The organism is Pseudoalteromonas sp. EB27, from assembly GCF_001974875.1.
Classification (GTDB): domain Bacteria; phylum Pseudomonadota; class Gammaproteobacteria; order Enterobacterales; family Alteromonadaceae; genus Pseudoalteromonas.
Map to the genome: position 1 here is coordinate 1 of NZ_MTQD01000007.1, position 21,049 is coordinate 21,049.

The following is a 21,049-nucleotide window of genomic DNA, read 5'->3' on the forward strand; positions in this document are numbered from 1 at the left end:
ATATGAGGATTTACATTTCAATTTATCTGTTTCATTTATTTCCAGTTATATATTCTATTTCATTGTTGTTCATTTAAAAGAAAGGAAAGATTTTCAATATACTTTGCCATATATATCGGGTCTAACAAATAAAGTATTGTCTGAACATAAGAGCCTAATGATTTCTTTAGATCAAAGGTTAACTGGTAATAAAAACTATAATACGGCCATTACCCCTCAACTAAGAGAAGAAGACTTATATAAAATACTTTCTAATTTAGCACTAGCTGATGAAGCGCCTTTATTACTCGCTACAGAAAATAGAAATACAAATTGGAGAGAATATATTATTTTTAGATGCGAGGAAACTCGAGCTTCAATTGAAAAAATAATTTCTTTAACACTTTTTTTGCAAAGTGAATATGCACATATCATCTTAAAATTAGAATCCTGTTCGCTATTGAAAACTTCCGATAACCTAAAGAGTCCTGCTTTCGTACAAATGGTCAATAATTCAGGTATGAATTTTCTTCTTAATGATTTTTACAAATACCATATAATTTGCTTAGAGTTAGAAGATTATAAAAATAAAAACATGACTGTTTTTGCTTAAACTTATTATTTATAAGATTCTTAAAAAAGGGTTTATCACCCTTCATATAATTTATAACATAGCATATTTTTTGGTTGTCATGATATTAATCATTTAAGTTATTTAATTTATCGTCAAATGCCTCAGCCAATTTTTCAGTTTCACTAAAAACGGTATTCCAATATTTAATACGTGTATCGGCATCAAGATCGGTAAAGTCATTTCTGTCTGGAATTTTTCCGTAAGGTAAGCTTGCTACAAATTCTTTTGATGGAGTAATCATCACCACGTTGTCGTAATTAAGGGGTGATACTTTACGTTTTAAATTTTTATCGAACCACCCTGCTTTTGGCTCGCTATTAAAATGCGGATATAAAATTAAGCCTGGGTTATTAATTTTTAAATCAAAGTGGTAGTCAATTATTCCGCCATCGCGATATATACCTTGCGGCGAGCCTGCAATATTTTTTATGCCCTGCATAACAAGTGGTATTGAACCCGATGCAAGTAATGCATCTTTTAAATTATTTTGAGTAAGCGCTATGTTTTGTGTTTTAAAATTGTAGGTATCGGTAATTGATAAGTCACTTGTTGCTGGGCCAAATATAAAACGCTCATACTGCGAGCCTAATAATTTTCGGTTAACGCGGTTTAACATATAACTTTTTGATAAACCCATTAACTGTATTAATTTATTTTCGCTGGCAATAAAGCCATTCGATTTTGCTACTATAAAGTGCGCTTTAAATATTGGGTTATTTATAATTTCGGTTACGCCGTTATCGCCAAAAACATCTTCAAGTAATGCGCGCGCTTTTATTGTTATTTCATTTGGTGTTGGTTTATTACTTGAGTACCTAGTTTGCGAATACGATTTTGCTAATCGCTCAATGGCAGCAACGGGATCGTTTTGTGCAAAACACGCAGAGCGAAAAGCGCCGGCAGATGAGCCAATTAAATTAAGTGGTTGGGTACGGTTTTTAAAAAATTCACCAAAAATATATTTATCTAACCCAAATAATGTAAACCATTTAGGACCGCCACTTGCACCTAAAAAAGAGGTGAAAAGTTCAGGTTTAAAGCCCTGTTCGTTAATAATTTTAGCCGCTGTTTTCCCTGCGTGAATCTCGATCATTTAAAAAATTATGCCTTTAATTTTGGTTTTTTTCAGTTATTTTTACAACACTGAAAGTGAATACTTATGCAAAATGAAAAGCGGCTTTATGTTGCCATAAAACCGCTTTTTATAGTTAAGTGTGCTTAAAATACGTGAGTTAGTCCCAAATGCCGTCTTCGCATTTGCCCTGTACCTTTACATCTTTTACTTTAAATTCGGGCTCTAAACCTTTGTCTCTTTGTGCGTGGTAATCGCTCGTAACAGACAAAATAGTCGGCGTTAACAGTATAATAGCGATAACGTTAACCACTGTCATTAACCCTAAGGCAATATCGGCTAAATCCCATACTTCTTTTAATGTGGCCGACGCGCCCCACAACATCATTGATAAATAAAGCAAAGTGTAAATGCCGCGCCCTACTTTGTTGTCGAGCTTAAATAAGTGCAAGTTGCTCTCTGCATAGGCGTAATTTGCCACCACCGATGTAAAAGCAAATAAGGTAATAGCAGCTGCGACAAAATAAACACCACCTTGTGCTAAGTGAGCAGTCATAGCGCTTTGTGTTAAACGAATGCCTTCCATTTCGCCGCTTATGTCTATATCGGCTAATAAAATGATCACCGCGGTACAGCTACACAGTACTATTGTATCGAAAAATACGCCTAGCATTTGTATGTAACCTTGCGTTACAGGGTGATTAGGAATTGGGCTGGCGCTTGCTGAAGCATGCGGAACACTACCTGCACCGGCCTCATTAGAATATAAACCACGTTGTATACCGTTTTTAATGGCTGCGCCCATCGCCCCTGCCCCAGCTTCTTGTAAACCAAACGCCGATAAAAATATATCTTTAAGCATGGCAGGTACTTGCGTGAAATTTATAATAGTAATAATTACGGCAGCAAGTACAAACACAATGCCCATTATTGGCACAACACGCTCTGCAAATCGGGCAATTGCTTTAAAGCCACCGAGTATAATTGAGCCGGCTAGTACGGTAATAACCAGGCCTGAATAAAATGTAGGAACTTCAAACGCGTAATTAAGTGCGTCGGTAATTGTGTTAGTTTGCATTGCACTAAACGTAAAGCCGTAACCTAAAAACAAACACGCGGCAAACACAATTGCGAATGCTCGACTACCCAAACCTTGTTGAATATAATACGCAGGGCCGCCTCTAAACTCGCCGCCACTATCTCGCACTTTATATACTTGCCCAAGTACGCTTTCAGCAAAGCCTGTAGCCATACCCAATATGGCTATTACCCACATCCAAAATATTGCACCGCTGCCGCCAAGTGAAATTGCCACAGCCACACCGGCTAAATTACCAGTGCCTACTCGTGCGCAAAGCCCTGTACACAATGCTTGGAATGATGAAATGTCGTCTTTTTTACATTTGCTACTGCCTTTTAAAAGGCTAAACATATGTTTAAATTTAAGTATTTGAATTGCTTTTAGTCGTACTGAAAACCATATTCCTGTAAACAAGAGTATATAAATAAGTACCTGACCTTCTCCCCACAAAAGGTTGTTTACGCTTTTGACGACGGTATCGAACATTGCTAATTCCTTCTTATATTTTTATATTAGTATCCTGTTGCGGATATAACGGCTTTTGCTTACGACATCGACTTAAATTTTGTACTAATAAGGCAGCCATACTTTTTGCTGCCTTAAAACTATACATTATTTGTTTTGCAAATGAACTCCTGCAATCATGCATCTAACTGATCCACCAGCCGACTCAATGGTAGGAATCGGTAACGGTACAAGCTTAGCCGTTTTTTGTATGGCTGCTATTTGTGCTGTTGTGAGCGCATTAAATGCTGTTTGCGATAACGCTAAAATACGGCCATTGTCACCTTGTAACTCTATGGCGTTACCACAAAATTGATTAATTTGATCGAGTGATAAATCAATTACTTCGTGGTGGCTTTGTAAAAAATGAGTAACTAGCGCTTTACGCTCCTCACTTGGCACCATGTTTAAGCCAACCATTACAAACTCAGTTGCAACGCACATTAATACATTAGTGTGATATACCGCTGTACCTTTTTCATCATATGCATTAAATATAACGGGTTTTAATGCGAGCAAATTACAAACTGTATTAACAACCGATTGAGTTGTTCTTTTAGATTTTGCTGCATAAGCCAGTTTATATTGATGATCGAGAACCAGTGAGCCCGTGCCTTCCAGGAATGAATTTTCTTTCGCCAAATGCGCATAATCAGTCACAACCGTCACTTTATAGTGATCCGTTAAAAAATCAATAATATCTTTTCGATATTCTAACCTTCTGTTTTCTACAAACATTGGGTAGATTATTAATTCCCCACTTTGATGAGTAGAAAACCAATTATTTGGAAACACAGAGTCGGGAGTCTGTGTTTGCTCATCTTCAAAAAGGTGAACTTTTACCCCTTCATTTTTTAATAATTTTACTGCATTTGTGACTTCGTTATATGCTTGTTCACTTTGATTTGGTGCTAAGCATTCACTTTGAAATGCATTGTCGAGCATTGTTTGTGGGTTAGACGTAAAGTGATGCGGACGTACCATAACAACCGCACTCGGAGCTTGATTTACGTGGCTCATGCTACGTGCTCTTGTGCTGATGTTTGCTCTGTATTAAGTACCGAAAACAAGTTGCGCGGATCGGCTTGCTGTGTAATTAAATCGAGCAATGTAAATTCACCGCTTTTAATAAGTTGATCGCGTATAAATACAAGCGCTGTAAAGTCTTCGCTCGCAAAGCCTACACCATCAAAAATAGTTAATTCGTCTTGGCTAGTACGGCCAAGCGATTGCTTATTAACGACTTTATGAAAATCAGTTACAACAAAGCTTTCACTCATTTGTTGTATTTCGCCCTCTATTCGAGTTTGTGGCTCGTACTCTACAAATACATTAGCGCGCTCGAGTAATTTAGCATCTAACTCTGTTTTACCTGGGCAATCGCCACCTATGGCATTAATGTGCACACCTTGTGGGATCATGTCGTTTGTTAAAATTGTAGCATTGGTTTTATCGGCGGTGCAGGTTGTAATAATGTGCGCACCTTGCACAGCTTCCTGTGCGCTATTACAAATAGTTACGTTTAACCCATAAGCACTTAAATTAGTAAATGCTTTTTTAGACGCGTTTGCATCTATATCGTATAAACGAATATGGGTTATGCCCAATACAGCTTTAAATGCCAGTGCCTGAAACTCAGACTGTGCCCCATTACCAATTAATGTAAGTGTTGTTGAGTTTTTTGGTGCTAAATACTTAGCCACCAGCGCCGATGTAGCCGCTGTACGTAGCGCTGTTAGTAGGCACATTTCGCTGATCATTACCGGATAACCACTATCTACATCGGCTAAAATACCAAATGCAGCGACTGTTTGAAGTTCTCGAAAGGTGTTTTTTGGGTGACCGTTTACATATTTACAGCTGAACATCTGGCCATCACTCACAGGCATTAGCTCTATTACACCCTCTGGTGAGTGTGCTGCATAACGAGGTGATTTATCAAACTCTTTCCAACGAGCAAAGTCGGTTTCTAATTTATGTGTTAGCTCTAACAAAACGTTTTCGATACCTAAGCTATTTATAAGCTTAGCCATTGCCTGAACGCTAACGAACGGAACGCCTTGTTTTGGCTGTGCTATAAAATGACTCATATTGAAACCTCTTAAATAAATGTATTAGTTAATTTAAAACAAGTTTAGCGAGGCCGCATGCTATTTAATATGGCAATTAGTTATACAAATTTTATTAATTTTTATCACTTTGCTATGCAGGTATATACAAATTGTGTATTTTAGTAGGCTATGCTCTAAAAGGTTTAATTTATGACTCCTTATATTTACGATTCCCTTGATAACGCTTTAATTGCTGAATTACGAAAAGACGGTCGCGCCTCTATCTCTGCTTTAGCAAGTTCTTTAAATGTGTCACGCGGGACAGTGCAAAATAGATTAGATCGATTAGTGAGTTCAGGCGCTATTTTGGGGTTTACTATAAGAGTGCATGAACACATAGAAACCGAAGCCGTTCGTGCAATTATGATGGTGGAAGTGATTGGTAAATCAACTTCTCAAGTTATTAAAACTATGCGTGGTATACCCGAACTTACAAAATTGCACACTACCAATGGTGCTTGGGATTTGGTAGCAGAGATACAGGCCGCGAATTTAAGTGAGTTTGATGGAGTACTTAGGCAAGTAAGAGAAATAGACGGTATTTTAAATAGTGAAACGAGCATATTACTCTCATCAACTTAGGTTTATTTTTAGGTTTAAAATGACACCCATTTATATTATTTAAGTGTTCACAATAATTTTAGCTAATTTAAAAATTTAGAATGACACCCATTTATAGTTTTAAAGAATTGAAGCGCCAGAATCTAGGGGTTAATAAACATACAAATTTAGGTGGGTGTCATTTAAATGAAGAATAGTACTGCAATTTTAAGTTGCAGTACTATTTGCAATCTAGGTACAAGAATTTGGTTTAATTGTAACTATATTCGCTTTGCGTATAGTTATGCGTGTTGCTGATCTCGAATTGGCTTTGCTGTGCTAAATAAGATCGACCTGCAGCCAAGCCTAATTTATGATCAAAGCGTAAATCGTTATTAGAGCTACCTAATAATTTGCTATGCAGTTTTTCGTTTGCAAAAATTTGGATTATTTCTACATCATCAGGTGGATTTGCAATAAACTCAAGCTCATCTAAATAAGCCTTCTCGTGCTGTATTAAGTAGTCTAATGTTTTTGGACAATAACCCGATGCTATAGCAAATGTTCTTAGCTTTTGTACCCATGCAGATTGCGCTTGAAAGTTAGCGTCAACCGTTCTTATTACCACAATTTTACGTGCACCTCGGTTGTAAGCTTCACGTACAGGCAATGGTGCTGCTAAGCCGCCATCGAGATAAAAATCAGCTTGTGTTTTCTCTTCGACCAAGTGAGCTTCGTTCGCTGCTTTTGCATCTAACCAAGGTGTCAATTTTACGCCTTGTTTGTACAAAAATGGCAGTGCGCTTGACGCCTTTAAAAGATCACGCCATTGATTATCTTCACCTGTTGGTGATAAATAATACGGCTTTCTGTCTCGTGCATTTGTTGCTGTAATAAGCAGTTCGCGCTCACCTAAACTGGTTTTTGCCGTTTTAAAATCTATGGCTCTTTTTACTTCAGTCGTTTTGTCAAAGTACCAATCTAGGTCTACTATGTGCTTACCCATTAACCCACGACCAAGCTGAAAAAAACGCTTGTTACGCGAAAGCCCTCTAATTAGGCGTTTAGCATAGCCTTTTTGACGAGCTAAGTAGCTAGTTAGGTTTTGCGAACCTGCAGAAGTGCCAATAAATAAATCAAATGGGTCGTAGCTTTGCTCTAACCACGCATCCAGTACACCGGCTGTAAATATCCCTCGCTGTCCGCCACCTTCAGCAATCAGTGCAACTTTTGGCTGCGCTGTTTGATTAACTGAATTAGCTGTTGCGGTGTTTAGAGAGCTCACGGTGTACCTACCTTTAATTTAATGACGTTTGGTTTAATACCTACATTATAAAAAATAAAAGTAATATCTTAAAATGGATTATTTAAATCAGTTCGATTGAAAAAACAGAACGCTATGCAAAGCAAAAATAGATATTGAAAATAGCAATCAATTTTACTTTGAATATTTAAATAGCAAATACAGACATCACTTAAAGTTAATAAAATGAGTTAAAAGAGTTTAACTTTCGATGATGTCTGTATGTTAACAAGCCCAGAGTGTACGCTTGCTTAACTAACTATATTTTAGTGCTTTATTTCCATTAAAATTTCGAGTGCACGGTGGCGTTTTTCACTATCAAATACATCATTGGTAAATATAAACTCATCAACTTCTAGCTGCTTCGCTATCATCTCTAACTTGTGTTTAATACTTACATGCCCGCCTACTACGCTTAGACTTAAAAAGTTCTCTACATGAGCGCGTTCTTGTTCACTCCACAACCCGTCCATGCTTTCAACAGGTGGTTTTAGCCACAGCTCGTTACCGCGTATGAGTTCGAGCACACGTTGCTTAGAAGTAGTCGACAGGTATTGCGCTTCATCGTCGGTGTCTGCTGCCACTAAAGGTAGTGCAAGCATTACGTAAGGCTTATCAAGTACACTTGATGCTTTAAATTCGCGCTTATACAATGCTATTGCATCGTACACAAACCGCGGTGCAAAGTGCCCTGCAAATACATACGGTAGTCCTTTTTGCGCCGCTAGCTGCGCGCTAAATAAACTCGAGCCTAATAACCAAATAGGAACGTTTGTGTTTTCACCCGGTATAGCACGTATAGGATGCGTACCGTTGTAAGGACCTAACAATGTTTGCAGCTCAGTTACTTCACCCGGGAAATTTTCAGCACGGCTCATATCGTTATTCAGCGCACGACTCGTTACTTGGTCACTGCCTGGTGCACGCCCTAATCCTAAATCTATTCGCCCAGGATATAAGCTCTCTAATGTACCAAATTGTTCAGCAACAACTAATGGGGAGTGGTTTGGTAACATTATTCCGCCTGAGCCTACACGTATCTTTTTAGTATTACCTGCAATGTGGCCAACCAAAATTGAAGTAGCTGCACAAATAATACCTGGCATATTATGATGCTCAGCAAGCCAAAAGCGATTAAAGCCAAGCTCATCTGCTCGCTGTGCGTATTTAGTACTTTTATGAAGAGTGTTAGCAACGCTGTCCCCTTTGATCATGGGGGCAAGTTCTAATAACGAAAAAGGAATGGAATTTAACAAAATAGCAGCTCCTAAAAATGCATGCTAATAATGGGTTTCATCATTAGCATAAAACACTTAAATGGGTCTGCCATTAGGTCAATTCAAGTTACGCAGAGGTATTAGAGCAAAATAGGTATATGTTATTTTGCTCTAAGGTATTCAGACAAGCTGTGCATCACGTTGGCGCTGCTTTTTATAGCCTTCTGAGTCTACGCCTTTTTTCCAATAACCAGAGGAAATAATATTACCGCGCGGTATATTGAGTTGCTCTGTTAACAATGCTTTTGCTTTGCGAACAAGCCCAGCTTCCAATGCCATAAATATAATGGGCGGCTCTGATGTAATGTGCAAACTTTTAAGTGCGCTTAGCATTGCTGTATCAGCACTATCGGTAATTACCCAGTTTATATCGCGATTTGTTTCTAAATCAATAATATCTTGCTCAGTGGGCGCATGTACAAAAGCATCAATTTTTGAAGTTAAAGGTAATTGCTGCGCATACCCTTTTATTGCATTTACCGATGTTAAATCGCCTAGTAATACATAATGCGAATGCTCATAATTATCTAGCTTTTTAGGGCCAGGGCCTGCAATACCTAGCTCGTCGCCTACTTTTGCAATTTTAACCCAGTCAGTTGCAGGGCCTTGGTGCATATTTATAACAAAATCAAGCGTTAGCGCGCCTGTTTGTGCATCTACATGCCTTATTGTATATGACCGTATACAGGCTGTTTTTAAGTTAAAATCTACTTCACCATTTTTTGGGATCAGTACTTTTACATAGTTACCAATATACTCTGAGGTTAAGTCTTTAAAATCATCAGAGCCTACAACAATCCGCTGTAGGTGGGGTGTAATTTGCTCTGTACTTAATACGTTGGCTTTGCGAACTTGTTTACTCATGTATTACCTCGTTTTACATTAATAATTGGCTGCTATAGAAGCAGGTATTGCACAACGCCCCATTGGTTGATAAAATCAACTATAGCAAACTAATTGACTTTGTCAACCATATTGAGAATCTTATGAATACGCCCTTATCAAATACGTTGTTTGAATTAATGCAAAATTACCGTGTAACAATTCGCGAAGCAATTAACGCAGGCGAACTTGGTATTAATGCTATGCACGTACGCTGCATACATATTATCGCAAACGTAAATAACTGTACGGCTAACGATATTGTTACTAAAACGCAGCGCGACAAAGCGCAAATAGCGAGGCTAATTAAAGATCTTATTGCCTTAAACCTTATTGATAAGCAGGCAAGTGAGCACGATAAGCGCTGTTTTATTTTGTCGCTTACAGAGCAAGGTAAAGTTCTTTTTGATAAGTTATTAGCCTCAGAGCAAAAAATAAATAATCAAATGTGTAAAAACTTAAACCCCCAACAAATCAAAGACTTTTTAGATACCGCGCAACAAATGATCAAAAACATGAATTGATCAGCCATACATTTCTTGGCATAACTTACATAAAACGCATATACTGTACACTTATACAGTATATGCGTTTTAGGTTGTGTTATGTTTGTTATTCCCATTTATATAGAAGCAGGCGTGTGTGGTTTTGAATCCCCCGCAGCGCAGTACACCGAGCTAGGTGTAACCCTTGATGAGCTTTTAATAAAGCATCCAGATGCTACATTTATTGGTATTGCATCGGGTAACTCTATGCAAGAAGTCGGAATTTTTGAAGGTGACTTATTAGTTATCGACCGTGCAGAGCCTGCAGAAAATGGCGATGTTATTGTTGCTAACTTAAATGGTCTTTTTGTATGCAAACTACTTGATAAAACCAATGGACGACTGCTTTCTGCTTCTTCTTTACATAAGCCTGTACAACTAACCTCTGCAGACGAGTTTCAGCTCGAAGGCGTAGTAACGCTATCAATAAGAATGCACAGGCAAAGCCCAGAGTTACTAAAATGTATGCCTTAGTTGATGCTGTGTCATTTTATGCCAGTGCCGAAAAAGTATTCGACCCTGCTATTCGCTCCAAACCTGTGGTTGTACTTACCAATAACGATGGCTGTGTATGCGCTATTTGCCCTATTGCTCGGCGCTTAAATATTCCTAAATTTGGCCCGTACTTTAAAGTTAAGCATTTACTTGAGCAGAACAACGTTGTTATTCGCTCTAGCAATTACGAGCTTTATGCTGATTTAAGCGACAAGATGATGAATACCATTGGCCGCTTTTGCGATACACAACACATATACAGTATTGATGAATCGTTTTTGCACTTTAATGGCTACACATCATTAATTAAAGACTGGCACGAATACGGCCATACAATAAGGCGAACAGTATGGCGCGAAACAAAGCTTCCTGTAGGTGTAGGTTTTGGCCCGACTCCTACTTTAGCAAAAGCCGCTAACCACGCCGCTAAAAAGCTCAGTGGTTTTAATGGTGTAGCTGTAATAAATAACGAGCAAACTCGCCAAGCTATTTTACAAAGAATGAGCTGCGAAGATGTCTGGGGAATAGGTCGGCGGCTAGCTAAAAAGCTTAAAATAATGAATATACACACCGCTTGGGATCTTGCTCAGCAAAACCCTAGAGCAATGCGCCGTGCATTTAGTGTGGTGGTTGAACGTACAGTAAGCGAGCTTAACGGAATAACATGTTTGAACTGGGATGATGTACGACAAGACAAGCGGGAGATTTATTCGACCCGTAGTTTTGGAGAGCGCATATGCGAGCCAACAGCCCTTAAAACGGCGTTAATTAACCATGTAACTACAGTGGCTAATAAACTAAGAGCGCAACGCTCTCTCACTCACCAGCTTTATATTTTTGCAGCCAGTGGCGCGCACGAAAACAGATATTATAAAAAGTCGTTTGTGTATAAGTTCCCCTCACCCACTAACGACACCTGTGTAATGGCTAATGCTGTATCTGAGGTATTTAATGAGATTTATAAACCGGGGATCCGATTTTATAAGTGTGGTGTGGGTGCTGTAGAGCTAATATCAGAACAGTTTCAGCAAAGTGACTTGTTTAATAAAAGCCCTGATAATCCAAAGCTTATGCAATGCCTAGATACAATAAACAATCGATACGGGAAAGGGATGCTCAGCCTTGCAAGCAGTAAATTAAATGACCGATGGCACATGAATCGTGACTTTTTATCGCCGCAGTACACTACACGTTGGCGCGATATTCCTAAAATATACTGCGAATGATTTACTACTTAGTAGATGCTTTATTTGCTCTCGTCTGCTTTTTTAAATGTGCACTCTACACTAGGTTCGCTTAACGTGTATTTTAGTGTGTTATCAGCTAAAAATTTGATACTTTGACTGATTGTTTTTTCGTTTGCAGGGTTTTCACAACGGCTCATTCTTAAACCGTTTTCAAGGCCATCACTTTTGTATTTAAGCGTACTGGTTATAAAACAAAAGTTTGGTTTTTTAACAGTGCGAGTGCCATTGTGGAGCGATCCAAATACAATTTGCGAACCTAATTTAAAACCGGCACCGGGATACACTGGGTTTATTAAACTCAATTGACTATCAACACAAAGCGAAGAGCTTGCTGAAACCACCTTATAATCGCCTAGCTTTGTTTTTAATAAAGGAATAAAACGGCTCTTATTACTTGGCGTAGCAGTTTTAGCAAAAAGTACATTGCTTAGAAATAAACAGCTTAAACATAATAAAACTTTACGATAACTCATTAAAATTCCAACTCATTACTAGTAAAAATAGCATAACACACTCCTACCTATACTCACTTAAAATACATTTAGTTCATAAAACAAAAAGCCCCTTGATCAAATCAAGAGGCTTTTGGTTATATAAAAAATATATTTAATTATAGCGCTACTTAAAAATAAGTGCTCGTCTGTAAGCTACAGCACATGTTAAAAGTAATAATATGAAAGCTAATGAGCCACCACCGCCACTGCTATCTTCACGACTTGAAGAAGCTGTACTTGCTACATTAGTAACGGTAACAGTTACACTTTGCTCAGTCTCACCTTCACCATCTGATACAACAAGTTTAAAGCCTAACTCTGTAGTTTGAGAAACACTCGGCGCTGTAAACTTAAGGGTGTTAGAGTCAACATCATCAATAGCAACTTCAATTCCCATTGTTTGAACCCACTTAAACGTAAGCTCAGATGACTCTTTATCACTTGCAGAGGCCGTAACAGTAACTTGCTTAGCTTCTTCAACCGAAACAGAAGATGTACTTAGCTCTACACTCGGCAATTGATTTACATGTAAAAAAGTAACTGTAAATACTTCAGTAAACTGCTCATACCCATCAGATATTACCAAAGTAACATTTGTATCAACAGTTTGTTCAAATTCACCAACGCTAAGCACGGCTTTACCTTGCGTATCTTCAGCTGCAATAGATAACTGAGGATGATCAACACGCCACTCGTAAGATAACGTATCTCCATCTGGGTCAGTAGAAGCAGACGCATCAAGCTCAATAATAGCAAGCTCTTCTATCGTTTCTGGCATATCCACATTTAATACAGGCGCCTGATTTAGGCTCTCTTGCGCCAGTTTTGCAACTATTTCAATAACCCCGTTAACCTCTCCATCAAGGTCAAATGAACTACCGTCTGTAATTGCAAAACTAAAACAGCGTGAGCATGCTTGCTCATACACATTGCCTGACAAAATAGGGGCAGACTGCCAACCTGAAGCGGTTAATAACCTCACTTGCATGTCAGAGCTTAAAATAGAATTCACGTGTTCAGGCAGCGCAATTTCTGCGGTACTTGATGAATTAGAAAGCGTAACATGAAGGTTAATAACATCACTTTTAGCTTGGAAGTGAGGTTCTATTATATCTAAATCTGAGAAATAAGTGCTAAGCGCTTGTTCAGAAATAGACATATCAGCAATATAACCCGCTGCTAGAGCCTCTTTAATGCTACCTACAGCTAAGTGATTAAACTCATCAATACTGTGAGCACTATCACCTGAAGCTAAGATAGCTGTATTAGTAGTAGAAGTGCTATCTAGGTAATCAGCAATACCATCTTTATCACTATCACCTACCCCTTCCTCAATATCAGGTATACCGTCGCCATCAGTATCTAGCTCAGGGTCATCAAATATAACGCTATCAACAATACGTAAACTAGTTTGCTTAGTTGCTAGTAGTTCATCACCTTGTTTTACACGTAAAGTTAAATCTATATTATTGGTTTGCTCAGAAAGATTTGCGCTAAATGAAACATCCCACTGTGAATCAGCTGTTTTATAAATGTAAAAATCAACACCTGTGGGGCCAATAAGCTCAAGTGATACATCACTACCTGTACTCGGTAAATTTACTAACTTAATGGTGGCATTAAAGTCAGGTAAAGAACGCTGAATAGTTTTATTAACTGCTTTACCATTTTGATAAAAATCAGTAATAAACTGCGCCTGTGCCGCTTCACTTAAGTACACTAGCTGGCTGTTATCATTTTTGTCTATAAACGCATTACCATTAGATAGAACACTAATACTTGCTGCGCTACCTACAAATTCTCGCTCTAACTCAAGCTTAATAGGTCCATACTGATTAGTAGTAAAATACTGGGTGCTATTATTAGCTTGTAAATGAAAGCTAGAGTAACCGTATGGGTTAGCGCCGCTAATAAAAACATCTACAAGCACATTACCATTTTGATACACATACGTAGTAGGCTGAATACTGATTTCAGGGAAAATCATAGCCCTTACGTCGCCTGATACATGATTTCCAGCTTCATCAACAGCAGATACAGGAATAGATACATCGCCCGTTCTAAATACAAAGCTATCATCAATTTCCAGAAGCGTTATAGCTGAAACACTATCGTAAATAACACGACTATCTAAAAGTGCATTTTTTATAGCCGTGATCGTGTTGCCATAAACATTAAAAGTATACGGCTGGATAATCGGGGCAGTTGTATCAACAAGTGTGACTGTTTGTATCGCCGATGTTTCGTTACCAACATTATCTCGTGCAATCCATGTAATCTGGTGCTCGCCAAGGGGCAAGTAAGACCCTGAGCTTGTGTATACTTGAGGCTCTAAATGACCGTTATCTCTAGCCTCTGGAATATATAGACGGGTAATATTAGTAATTTGTGAAGTCGCTTCAAGCGTAATCGGCTCAAGACTCGATATAAACTCAGGCGGACTATTTTCACCGCGGCTTGCATCATCTGGGTGGCTATCTTCACTGTCTTGAACACCATCACCATCTGAATCTGAGCTAAGCGGATTACCCGAAAGTTGATACTCTTGTAAATTAGTCAAACCATCATAGTCGGCGTCATAATTAGCGTCGTAGGGTTCTAAAGCATTTAGCCCATATTCAACTTCCCAAAAATCAGGAATACCGTCCGAATCATAGTCGCTGGTGAGGTCTATATCTGCAGACCAGGTAATGTTATCAACTGATAACGGTTGCTGCTGAAGGTATAAGTCCTCATATTTAACTTTAATAATGTTAAAACCATCATCTACCGGTAACAATAAACGAGACTGGCTACCACGATTTACATCTATAGGGCTACCATTTAAGCTTATTTGCAGCGCTGGAGAGTCATAAACCAAATAGTCTAAATTAATAAAACCGGCTTCAAATAACCCCGCAATGGCAAACCCCCCAACCTTGCTAGTAGGCGTTAATGCTAAGCTAAGGCTTGCATCGCCCAAAGTTGACCAACTTGAATTAGCTTGCCAACCCCAAGAGTTAACAGCAAGCTCGGTAAACTTAGCCGGAAGAAGGCCATCTTCAAAGCTTTCATTTAATTGCGTGAAAGATTGCACTAATGATGTAGTATCGTTAGCTAGACTCTGAGAGTAAAACTCCTGAATATTTGTATAACCATCTTCATCGTAATCTAAATTAGCATCTGCAGCATCTAAAGGTAAAAGATCATTACTTACCTCATAGCCATCACTTAGTTCATCACCATCTGTATCTGCTGAGGTTGGATTTGTTCCTAGGTTAAATTCTTCTAGAGCTGAAAGACCGTCAGTATCAGCATCAGATGCAGCATCACTTGCATCAAGGCGATTTAATCCATTAACTAATTCCCAGTAATCTGGCAGTTGATCGTTATCAGTATCTGTTAAATCAGTTGGAGAAAATAAAGCAAAGTTATCAAGCCATACAGTATCGGCACCGAATGAAACAGAACCGTCTTTATAATATTTAAATTCAATATTATGAAGCCCTTCGCTTAGGTTAAGCACAATAGACGTTGCTTCTGTGGTATTTGAATTACGTCGGTCAGCATGGTCAAAAACGGGTTGTCCATCAATAGTAATACTTAAAAAATCGCAGCAAGACTCTGATTCAATTTTATAATCGAATGCTAATACACTCTCTTCAAATAAACCTGTTACGGTGAAGCTGCTAAACTGTGAGTGACTAATAACGCCTGAGCGAATACTTTGTATACCGTCGGTCGCAAAATCATTCGTAATAAACCAAGGAGCACTAGAACCTTCGGCTTCAACCATCCAACTAGGTAGTGCAGAGCCTTCAAAAGAGGTAGTGAGGTTTAAAGCAACAGGGAAAGAAGTATCTGACTGCGGATCAGTGTTTGCTAAATACTCGGTTAGATTTGAAAACCCATCATTATCTGCATCTTCTGCTGCATCAGACGAACTGGTTAAATCTAAACTATTATTGTACTCCCAGCCATCAGGGATAGTATCGCCATCTGTATCAGGGTTATTTGGTAAACCCGCATTTAAAAACTCTAAAAGGTTAGATAAGCCATCCGCGTCAGCATCAAGTGATGCATCTTCACTATTATTAATATCAAGACCATGCTGTAATTCCCAAGAATCAGACATACCGTCATTATCAGCATCAGGAAAATTAGGCCCTATATATAAATTATCTATATATACAGCATCAGCAGGAGTAGAAACGGACATATCTTTAGAATAAGTAAACTTAACAGTATTTAGCCCAGCAGGAACTTGGAAAGACGCCGCTTTCCACTGGCTTATGCCTGACTCATCTAAAACAACTGAACCATTAATATAAACAGTAAAATAGTCATAACCAACTTCTGTGTCTAATGCGTAGTTAAAGTTTACATAGCCTTGCTCGCTATTTAAAAAGCTAAATTCAACGCTGGTTGATTGATTATCGGTAATATCGTTATTAGTTAAAACAAAACCAGAACCATCATTAAATTGAGTTGTTAACCAAGGCGTCTGTAAATTTGACGAAATAAGTAAATCTGGAACAGCTGCATCATCGAAGTTAAAGGTTGTTTCAGGAAAAACGACCGGCTCAGAGCTTGCGTCTGAAGGGTCACTGTTACCAAAGAACTCGATTACATTACTCCAGGTGTCTGAGTCTAAATCAAGATGAGCATCATCTGCATTTAATGGGTTTAATGAAAACGATACTTCCCAGCCATCAGGCATGCGGTCAGAGTCAGAGTCTGCATTATTAGGCTCAGTAAGATATACATTTATTTCATCGTAGTCTGATAAATCATCTGAGTCGGTATCTGCTGAATTTGGTAAAGTATTAGCTGTGTACTCCTCAAGATTAGTTAAACCATCTTGGTCTAAATCAAGTGCAGCATCAGCGGCATCGCTTGGGTCTAATCCGTAAAGGAGTTCCCAGTTATCATCCATTAAATCAGTATCAGCATCGATAAACTGGATGTTATCGCAGGTAACACCTACTTCATTGAATGCTGAGATTACATCGTTTGCACTGTATCTTAGGTCAATGGCTGAGTTTATAGCGCCACAGGCACCATCAATAAAGTCACTAGAGTTAACCCAATAATTTTGATTAGCAAAAAGCATTATTTCAAACGCTTTTTTAGGATCCCATCCAGTAGTATTCGAAAGTAAAAAGAAAGCGCGATTAAAAACACCGCTACTAAAATGAACATCCATGCCTGAGTAATAATCGCTCGCTCTGTCAATTGAAAGTCCATCTAGTGACGGCGTTTCAAAATAACGAAGTGCAGGATCTATTTTAGAAATATCAGCGCCAGATAGCCAATCAGTCTCTCCACGTAAAAAATATTCAGCTGTTTCACCAGCCATATCAGAGAAAGACTCGTTAATACCACCCGATTGATCTGAATATATTAAATTAGAATTTTGACTGGTAAAACCATGGCTGACTTCATGAGAAACAATATCAAGGGATACCAATGGATAAAAATTATCGGCACCATCACCAAAAGTCATTGCCTGACCATTCCATGTGGCATTTTCCCAATTGTTACCGCTGTGGACACGCATTAATAATTGAAAAGTAAGTGGCGCCGTGTTGTACCACTGTTGATACATATCAAATACAGCCGTACCAAATGCATGCGCATCATTTAAAGGAGAAAATGCCCCATTTACCTCTTTATGTGTATTGCGATCACAGGCAAAAGAGTACGCTTCACTTGGCTCAAAGCCAGACTCCATCGTAACAGTTTTAACTTTATCGTTTTCTAAAAAACACATCCCATCACGCTGTGTTATATCCAGCGCTTCTGCGTCAGTACTGTATTCGTACTGGCCTATTTTTGTATTACCACCAGGGCCCGTGCCATGCGCACTGTGAATATTATCCCACTGCTTAAATACACGGTAATCAGATTCGCTTACCAAGCCTATTGGTTTTTTTTCAACGCCATTTTCAGTGACATCTAACTCAATTAAGCGAACAAAATGTGCTGCTCCGTTATCAATATAAATATAACGTTGGTTATTGATTACTTTGTAAGAGGTTGAATCAACAAGCTTAGCTTTAATTAAAAGTGCATTAACAGCAGAGTATTCGTCAAACTGGCTATTAGCTGTGTTGTTTAAAAATTTGAGGCTAATATTTTTAGCAAAAAAGCCACTAATATGTTGATTGCTAGACTGGACTGTAATTTGCTGGCCCCAAATAGGCACACCGGCAAAATGCTGCTGCATTTTTTTTGATAAACTAGTTTGCTTAGCAGAAACAGAAGGTTCTACTTCTATAAAGTAAGAACCTGCAGATGCTTTGCTAGCTAATGCTACATTATGATTTAAAAGCGAGTTAATTTCTGATGCGGATGATTTATTAACACGCTGCGAAACCGCCGCATGTGAACTGAGCGAGTTTATAAAGCAAAACGCAATCAATCCTGATGAGAGTGTTTTATACATAACATTCCTATGTCGTATATTGTTATTATTCAGTGCTTATTCATTTAAAAACACGGAAATATAACATATTTATTAACATAGAGTCATTCGAAAAAATGAATAAATGGGTACCATTGTGAACAAATGTGAAGCTAAAAGCCAAGGTGGTATACTCAAAATACAACCACCTTGGCACAAGGAAAGGGCTAAATTACTGCCAATATTTTTGAAATAACTGTGGGTAGCTTTGTTTTAAAAACTTAGGTTTGTCTTTAAAACGTTTACCTTTAGGTTCATCACTGCCAGATGGGATAAACGGTAATTCGTCTTCGCTACGCTCTTCAAATAATAAACCGGCTATTAAATCATACTCATCAATGTACGGATAAGGCTGTTCGTTTAAGTAATAAACAGGTGTACACTGCGCTAACGAATCAGCATTTTCTAAAGCGTTTTCGAATACTGTTTTACCACGAGAAATTAACCAACATCTAAATTCGCTAAAACCGTAATCGTCGTTACATCCAGCCATAACAAAAGCGGCACCAAACAAATCCCAGGTAAAACACTTGCGCATATGTATGCCAAAATGCTTATCAAAATCAATAAGGTGTTGATCGCTTAAATCATTAAGTTTAGTTTTTAGGTTATCGCTCACACTTTGCGGGTCGAGTCCTAAATCAGGCGTTGTTACTAATTCCCAAAAAGCCTGTTCTGTTAACGCTACCATTATAAAATCTCTTTTACTCGGCCAACTTGACCATCTTCTAAACGTACTTTAATGCCGTGTGGGTGATTGGGTGATTTTGTTAAAAGACGCTCAACAACACCCTCAGTTAATGTGCCGCTGCGTTGATCTTCTTTTAATACAATATTTACTGTGGTACCTGGTGAAATTTGCGAACGCGTAGGAACAGCCATAATTTAAACCCTAAAAATAATTTATCTAATTATAACGTCCATGTGCTATCAAACCAACAAAAGCTCTGTTAATTGGCGGAAAATGAAATCTGTGCTGGTTTTGCGTTCAACTTAATACTAGTAAGCTCTTTGAGTATTATATTTGTTAATTCGTTAAGTTGCGGTTTTGCACTTTCAAGGGCTATATCATCATTAAAATAGCATTGTACTTTTAACGTATTGGCCTCATTATTTAAATCAATGGTATGCGTTAGATAATCAAAACCAATTACGCTTTCTTTTATTGCTTCGCATGCATTAGTAAGTGCTAGTCTAATGTGCTTATCGCGCTGCTTTTGAGTTTTAGTCATAATATAAAGGTTACTTATTTAGTTTCTGCTTGTTGCTGTTTTTTAAACTCTTCGTAGTTAGAATCTTGTTTATCTAAGCATTCGTAATATTCTTTGTCAGCTTTATAGTTACACTCATCAAGGCGCGCCGATTGAACTTCATGAAAACGCGCATCAGAGCTACAACCTGCTAAAACACATAATCCAACAATAAGTAATGCGCTACTTTTTAGTTTATTGATAAACATTAAATTTCCTTACACTTTCTATATCGAAAAAGCGTTAAATTATTACAATATTATTGTATATTAGCGCCATAAAATCTTAATTTCCAAAGGATCTATTTCTATGATGTCGCAGTTACAAAAGTTGTTTCAGCGTATAGACAAAAGCAAGATATTTCAATCATTTGTTATAGCTGTAATTATTGTTTCTGCCCTGACAGTAGGTGCGCACACTTACTCACTACATCCTACTGTAGAGCTTGCTCTAAATTGGATGGACGTTGGCATTACCGCATTCTTTTTAATTGAACTAGTAATCCGCTTTATTGCAAGTAAAGGCATAAAACATTTTTTTTCTAAAGGATGGAACATATTCGACACCATCATAGTATTGGGCAGTTTATATCCTGCTGCTGGCTCTACTATGTTAATTGCTCGATTACTTCGCATATTTAGAGTACTGCGATTGGTATCGATGATTCCAGAGCTGCGCTTATTAGTTAATTCATTGCTTAAAGCCATTCCACAAATGGGTTATATAGCCCTATTAATGTTTGTTATTTTTTATATATACGCTGCAATGGGCAGCATGATGTTTGCTGAAATAAACCCCGTACTTTGGCAAGATGTTTCAATCTCCATGCTTACTCTGTTTAGGGTGGCAACATTTGAAGATTGGACCGATATAATGTACGAGACAATGGCGGTGTACGAACTAAGCTGGATTTATTACCTTACGTTTATATTTTTAACCGCATTTGTATTTTTAAATATGATGGTAGGTGCCATTTTAGAAGTAATGAGTGAAGAGCACCGCAAAGCGCGAGAAGAGCTCGCAGACGACAGCTCATTACCTGCAACGCAAGGGCAAGTAAACGAACTACAATCCCAAATTGCTGAGCTTAAAGAGCTATTGAGTAACCGCAAAAACTAATCTGAGAAGAGTACTAAAGCACCCACTTAAAGTTTAAAAAGTGGGTGCAGCTTAAGTATTTAACTAAAACG

The 21,049-nt window shown here is 38.2% G+C and carries 19 protein-coding genes; 6 read left to right on the forward strand and 13 right to left on the reverse strand.

Annotated features, from left to right (window positions below; genetic code table 11):
* On the forward strand, positions 1 to 592 hold a 592-nt coding region (locus BW142_RS09100), incomplete at its 5' end, for a hypothetical protein (RefSeq protein ID WP_216351712.1).
* An 85-nt stretch (positions 593 to 677) separates the two neighbouring features.
* Here BW142_RS09100 and BW142_RS09105 read toward each other — a convergent pair.
* The 4 genes from BW142_RS09105 to BW142_RS09120 all read right to left on the reverse strand — a co-directional run bounded on the left by BW142_RS09105 (position 678) and on the right by BW142_RS09120 (position 5,360).
* Positions 678 to 1,706, reverse strand: a complete 1,029-nt coding sequence (locus tag BW142_RS09105; protein ID WP_076924660.1) for a patatin-like phospholipase family protein — start codon at positions 1,704 to 1,706, stop codon at positions 678 to 680.
* A 139-nt stretch (positions 1,707 to 1,845) separates the two neighbouring features.
* Positions 1,846 to 3,252, reverse strand: coding sequence for an alanine/glycine:cation symporter family protein (locus tag BW142_RS09110; RefSeq protein ID WP_076924661.1), 1,407 nt, complete (start codon positions 3,250 to 3,252; stop codon positions 1,846 to 1,848).
* A gap of 126 nt (positions 3,253 to 3,378) precedes the next feature.
* Positions 3,379 to 4,290 (reverse strand): citrulline utilization hydrolase CtlX, encoded by a 912-nt coding sequence (gene ctlX / locus BW142_RS09115; RefSeq protein WP_024605142.1) that lies wholly within the window; start codon positions 4,288 to 4,290, stop codon positions 3,379 to 3,381.
* Complete coding sequence (locus BW142_RS09120; RefSeq protein WP_076924662.1) at positions 4,287 to 5,360, reverse strand: ornithine cyclodeaminase; 1,074 nt, start codon at positions 5,358 to 5,360, stop codon at positions 4,287 to 4,289. The genes ctlX and BW142_RS09120 overlap by 4 nt, the downstream gene beginning before the upstream one ends.
* 171 nt (positions 5,361 to 5,531) lie before the next feature.
* Here BW142_RS09120 and BW142_RS09125 point away from each other — a divergent pair, with 171 nt between their 5' ends.
* Positions 5,532 to 5,963, forward strand: a complete 432-nt coding sequence (locus BW142_RS09125) for an Lrp/AsnC family transcriptional regulator (protein ID WP_004334897.1) — start codon at positions 5,532 to 5,534, stop codon at positions 5,961 to 5,963.
* A 229-nt stretch (positions 5,964 to 6,192) separates the two neighbouring features.
* Here the strand turns inward: BW142_RS09125 and BW142_RS09130 are convergent, their stop codons facing one another.
* From BW142_RS09130 to BW142_RS09140, 3 genes are all read right to left on the reverse strand, one after another.
* Positions 6,193 to 7,206, reverse strand: coding sequence for a patatin family protein (locus BW142_RS09130; protein WP_076924663.1), 1,014 nt, complete (start codon positions 7,204 to 7,206; stop codon positions 6,193 to 6,195).
* Positions 7,207 to 7,490: 284 nt separating this feature from the next.
* Positions 7,491 to 8,480 (reverse strand): LLM class flavin-dependent oxidoreductase, encoded by a 990-nt coding sequence (locus tag BW142_RS09135; protein ID WP_076924664.1) that lies wholly within the window; start codon positions 8,478 to 8,480, stop codon positions 7,491 to 7,493.
* Positions 8,481 to 8,621: 141 nt separating this feature from the next.
* Complete coding sequence (locus tag BW142_RS09140; RefSeq protein ID WP_076924665.1) at positions 8,622 to 9,365, reverse strand: siderophore-interacting protein; 744 nt, start codon at positions 9,363 to 9,365, stop codon at positions 8,622 to 8,624.
* Positions 9,366 to 9,487: 122 nt separating this feature from the next.
* On the opposite strand from BW142_RS09140, the gene BW142_RS09145 reads away from it, so the two are divergent.
* The 3 genes from BW142_RS09145 to BW142_RS09155 all read left to right on the forward strand — a co-directional run bounded on the left by BW142_RS09145 (position 9,488) and on the right by BW142_RS09155 (position 11,649).
* A complete protein-coding gene (locus tag BW142_RS09145) occupies positions 9,488 to 9,907 on the forward strand; it encodes a MarR family winged helix-turn-helix transcriptional regulator (protein WP_076924666.1) in 420 nt (139 codons plus the stop codon).
* A gap of 81 nt (positions 9,908 to 9,988) precedes the next feature.
* Positions 9,989 to 10,402, forward strand: coding sequence for a S24 family peptidase (locus tag BW142_RS09150; RefSeq protein WP_076924667.1), 414 nt, complete (start codon positions 9,989 to 9,991; stop codon positions 10,400 to 10,402).
* On the forward strand, positions 10,390 to 11,649 hold the full coding sequence (locus BW142_RS09155; protein ID WP_076924668.1) for a Y-family DNA polymerase: 1,260 nt from the start codon (positions 10,390 to 10,392) through the stop codon (positions 11,647 to 11,649). Before BW142_RS09150 ends, BW142_RS09155 begins: the two co-directional genes overlap by 13 nt.
* A 20-nt stretch (positions 11,650 to 11,669) precedes the next feature.
* Here BW142_RS09155 and BW142_RS09160 read toward each other — a convergent pair whose 3' ends face one another.
* The 6 genes from BW142_RS09160 to BW142_RS09185 all read right to left on the reverse strand — a co-directional run bounded on the left by BW142_RS09160 (position 11,670) and on the right by BW142_RS09185 (position 20,068).
* Positions 11,670 to 12,143 (reverse strand): hypothetical protein, encoded by a 474-nt coding sequence (locus tag BW142_RS09160; RefSeq protein WP_076924669.1) that lies wholly within the window; start codon positions 12,141 to 12,143, stop codon positions 11,670 to 11,672.
* Between the two features lie 145 nt (positions 12,144 to 12,288).
* Complete coding sequence (locus BW142_RS20910) at positions 12,289 to 18,591, reverse strand: M4 family metallopeptidase (RefSeq protein WP_076924670.1); 6,303 nt, start codon at positions 18,589 to 18,591, stop codon at positions 12,289 to 12,291.
* 190 nt (positions 18,592 to 18,781) lie between these two features.
* Positions 18,782 to 19,300, reverse strand: a complete 519-nt coding sequence (locus tag BW142_RS09170; protein WP_076924671.1) for a DUF4240 domain-containing protein — start codon at positions 19,298 to 19,300, stop codon at positions 18,782 to 18,784.
* Complete coding sequence (locus BW142_RS09175) at positions 19,300 to 19,491, reverse strand: YwbE family protein (RefSeq protein ID WP_007583223.1); 192 nt, start codon at positions 19,489 to 19,491, stop codon at positions 19,300 to 19,302. Before BW142_RS09175 ends, BW142_RS09170 begins: the two co-directional genes overlap by 1 nt.
* A 68-nt stretch (positions 19,492 to 19,559) precedes the next feature.
* Positions 19,560 to 19,841: a hypothetical protein gene (locus BW142_RS09180; RefSeq protein WP_076924672.1), complete on the reverse strand. Its 282-nt coding sequence runs from the start codon at positions 19,839 to 19,841 to the stop codon at positions 19,560 to 19,562.
* A gap of 14 nt (positions 19,842 to 19,855) precedes the next feature.
* The gene (locus BW142_RS09185) at positions 19,856 to 20,068 is read right to left on the reverse strand and encodes a hypothetical protein (RefSeq protein WP_007583226.1); all 213 of its coding nucleotides are present in this window, start codon (positions 20,066 to 20,068) and stop codon (positions 19,856 to 19,858) included.
* A gap of 100 nt (positions 20,069 to 20,168) precedes the next feature.
* Between BW142_RS09185 and BW142_RS09190 the strand changes: the two genes are divergently transcribed.
* The gene (locus BW142_RS09190) at positions 20,169 to 20,978 is read left to right on the forward strand and encodes an ion transporter (protein WP_007583228.1); all 810 of its coding nucleotides are present in this window, start codon (positions 20,169 to 20,171) and stop codon (positions 20,976 to 20,978) included.
* Positions 20,979 to 21,049: the final 71 nt, after the last annotated feature.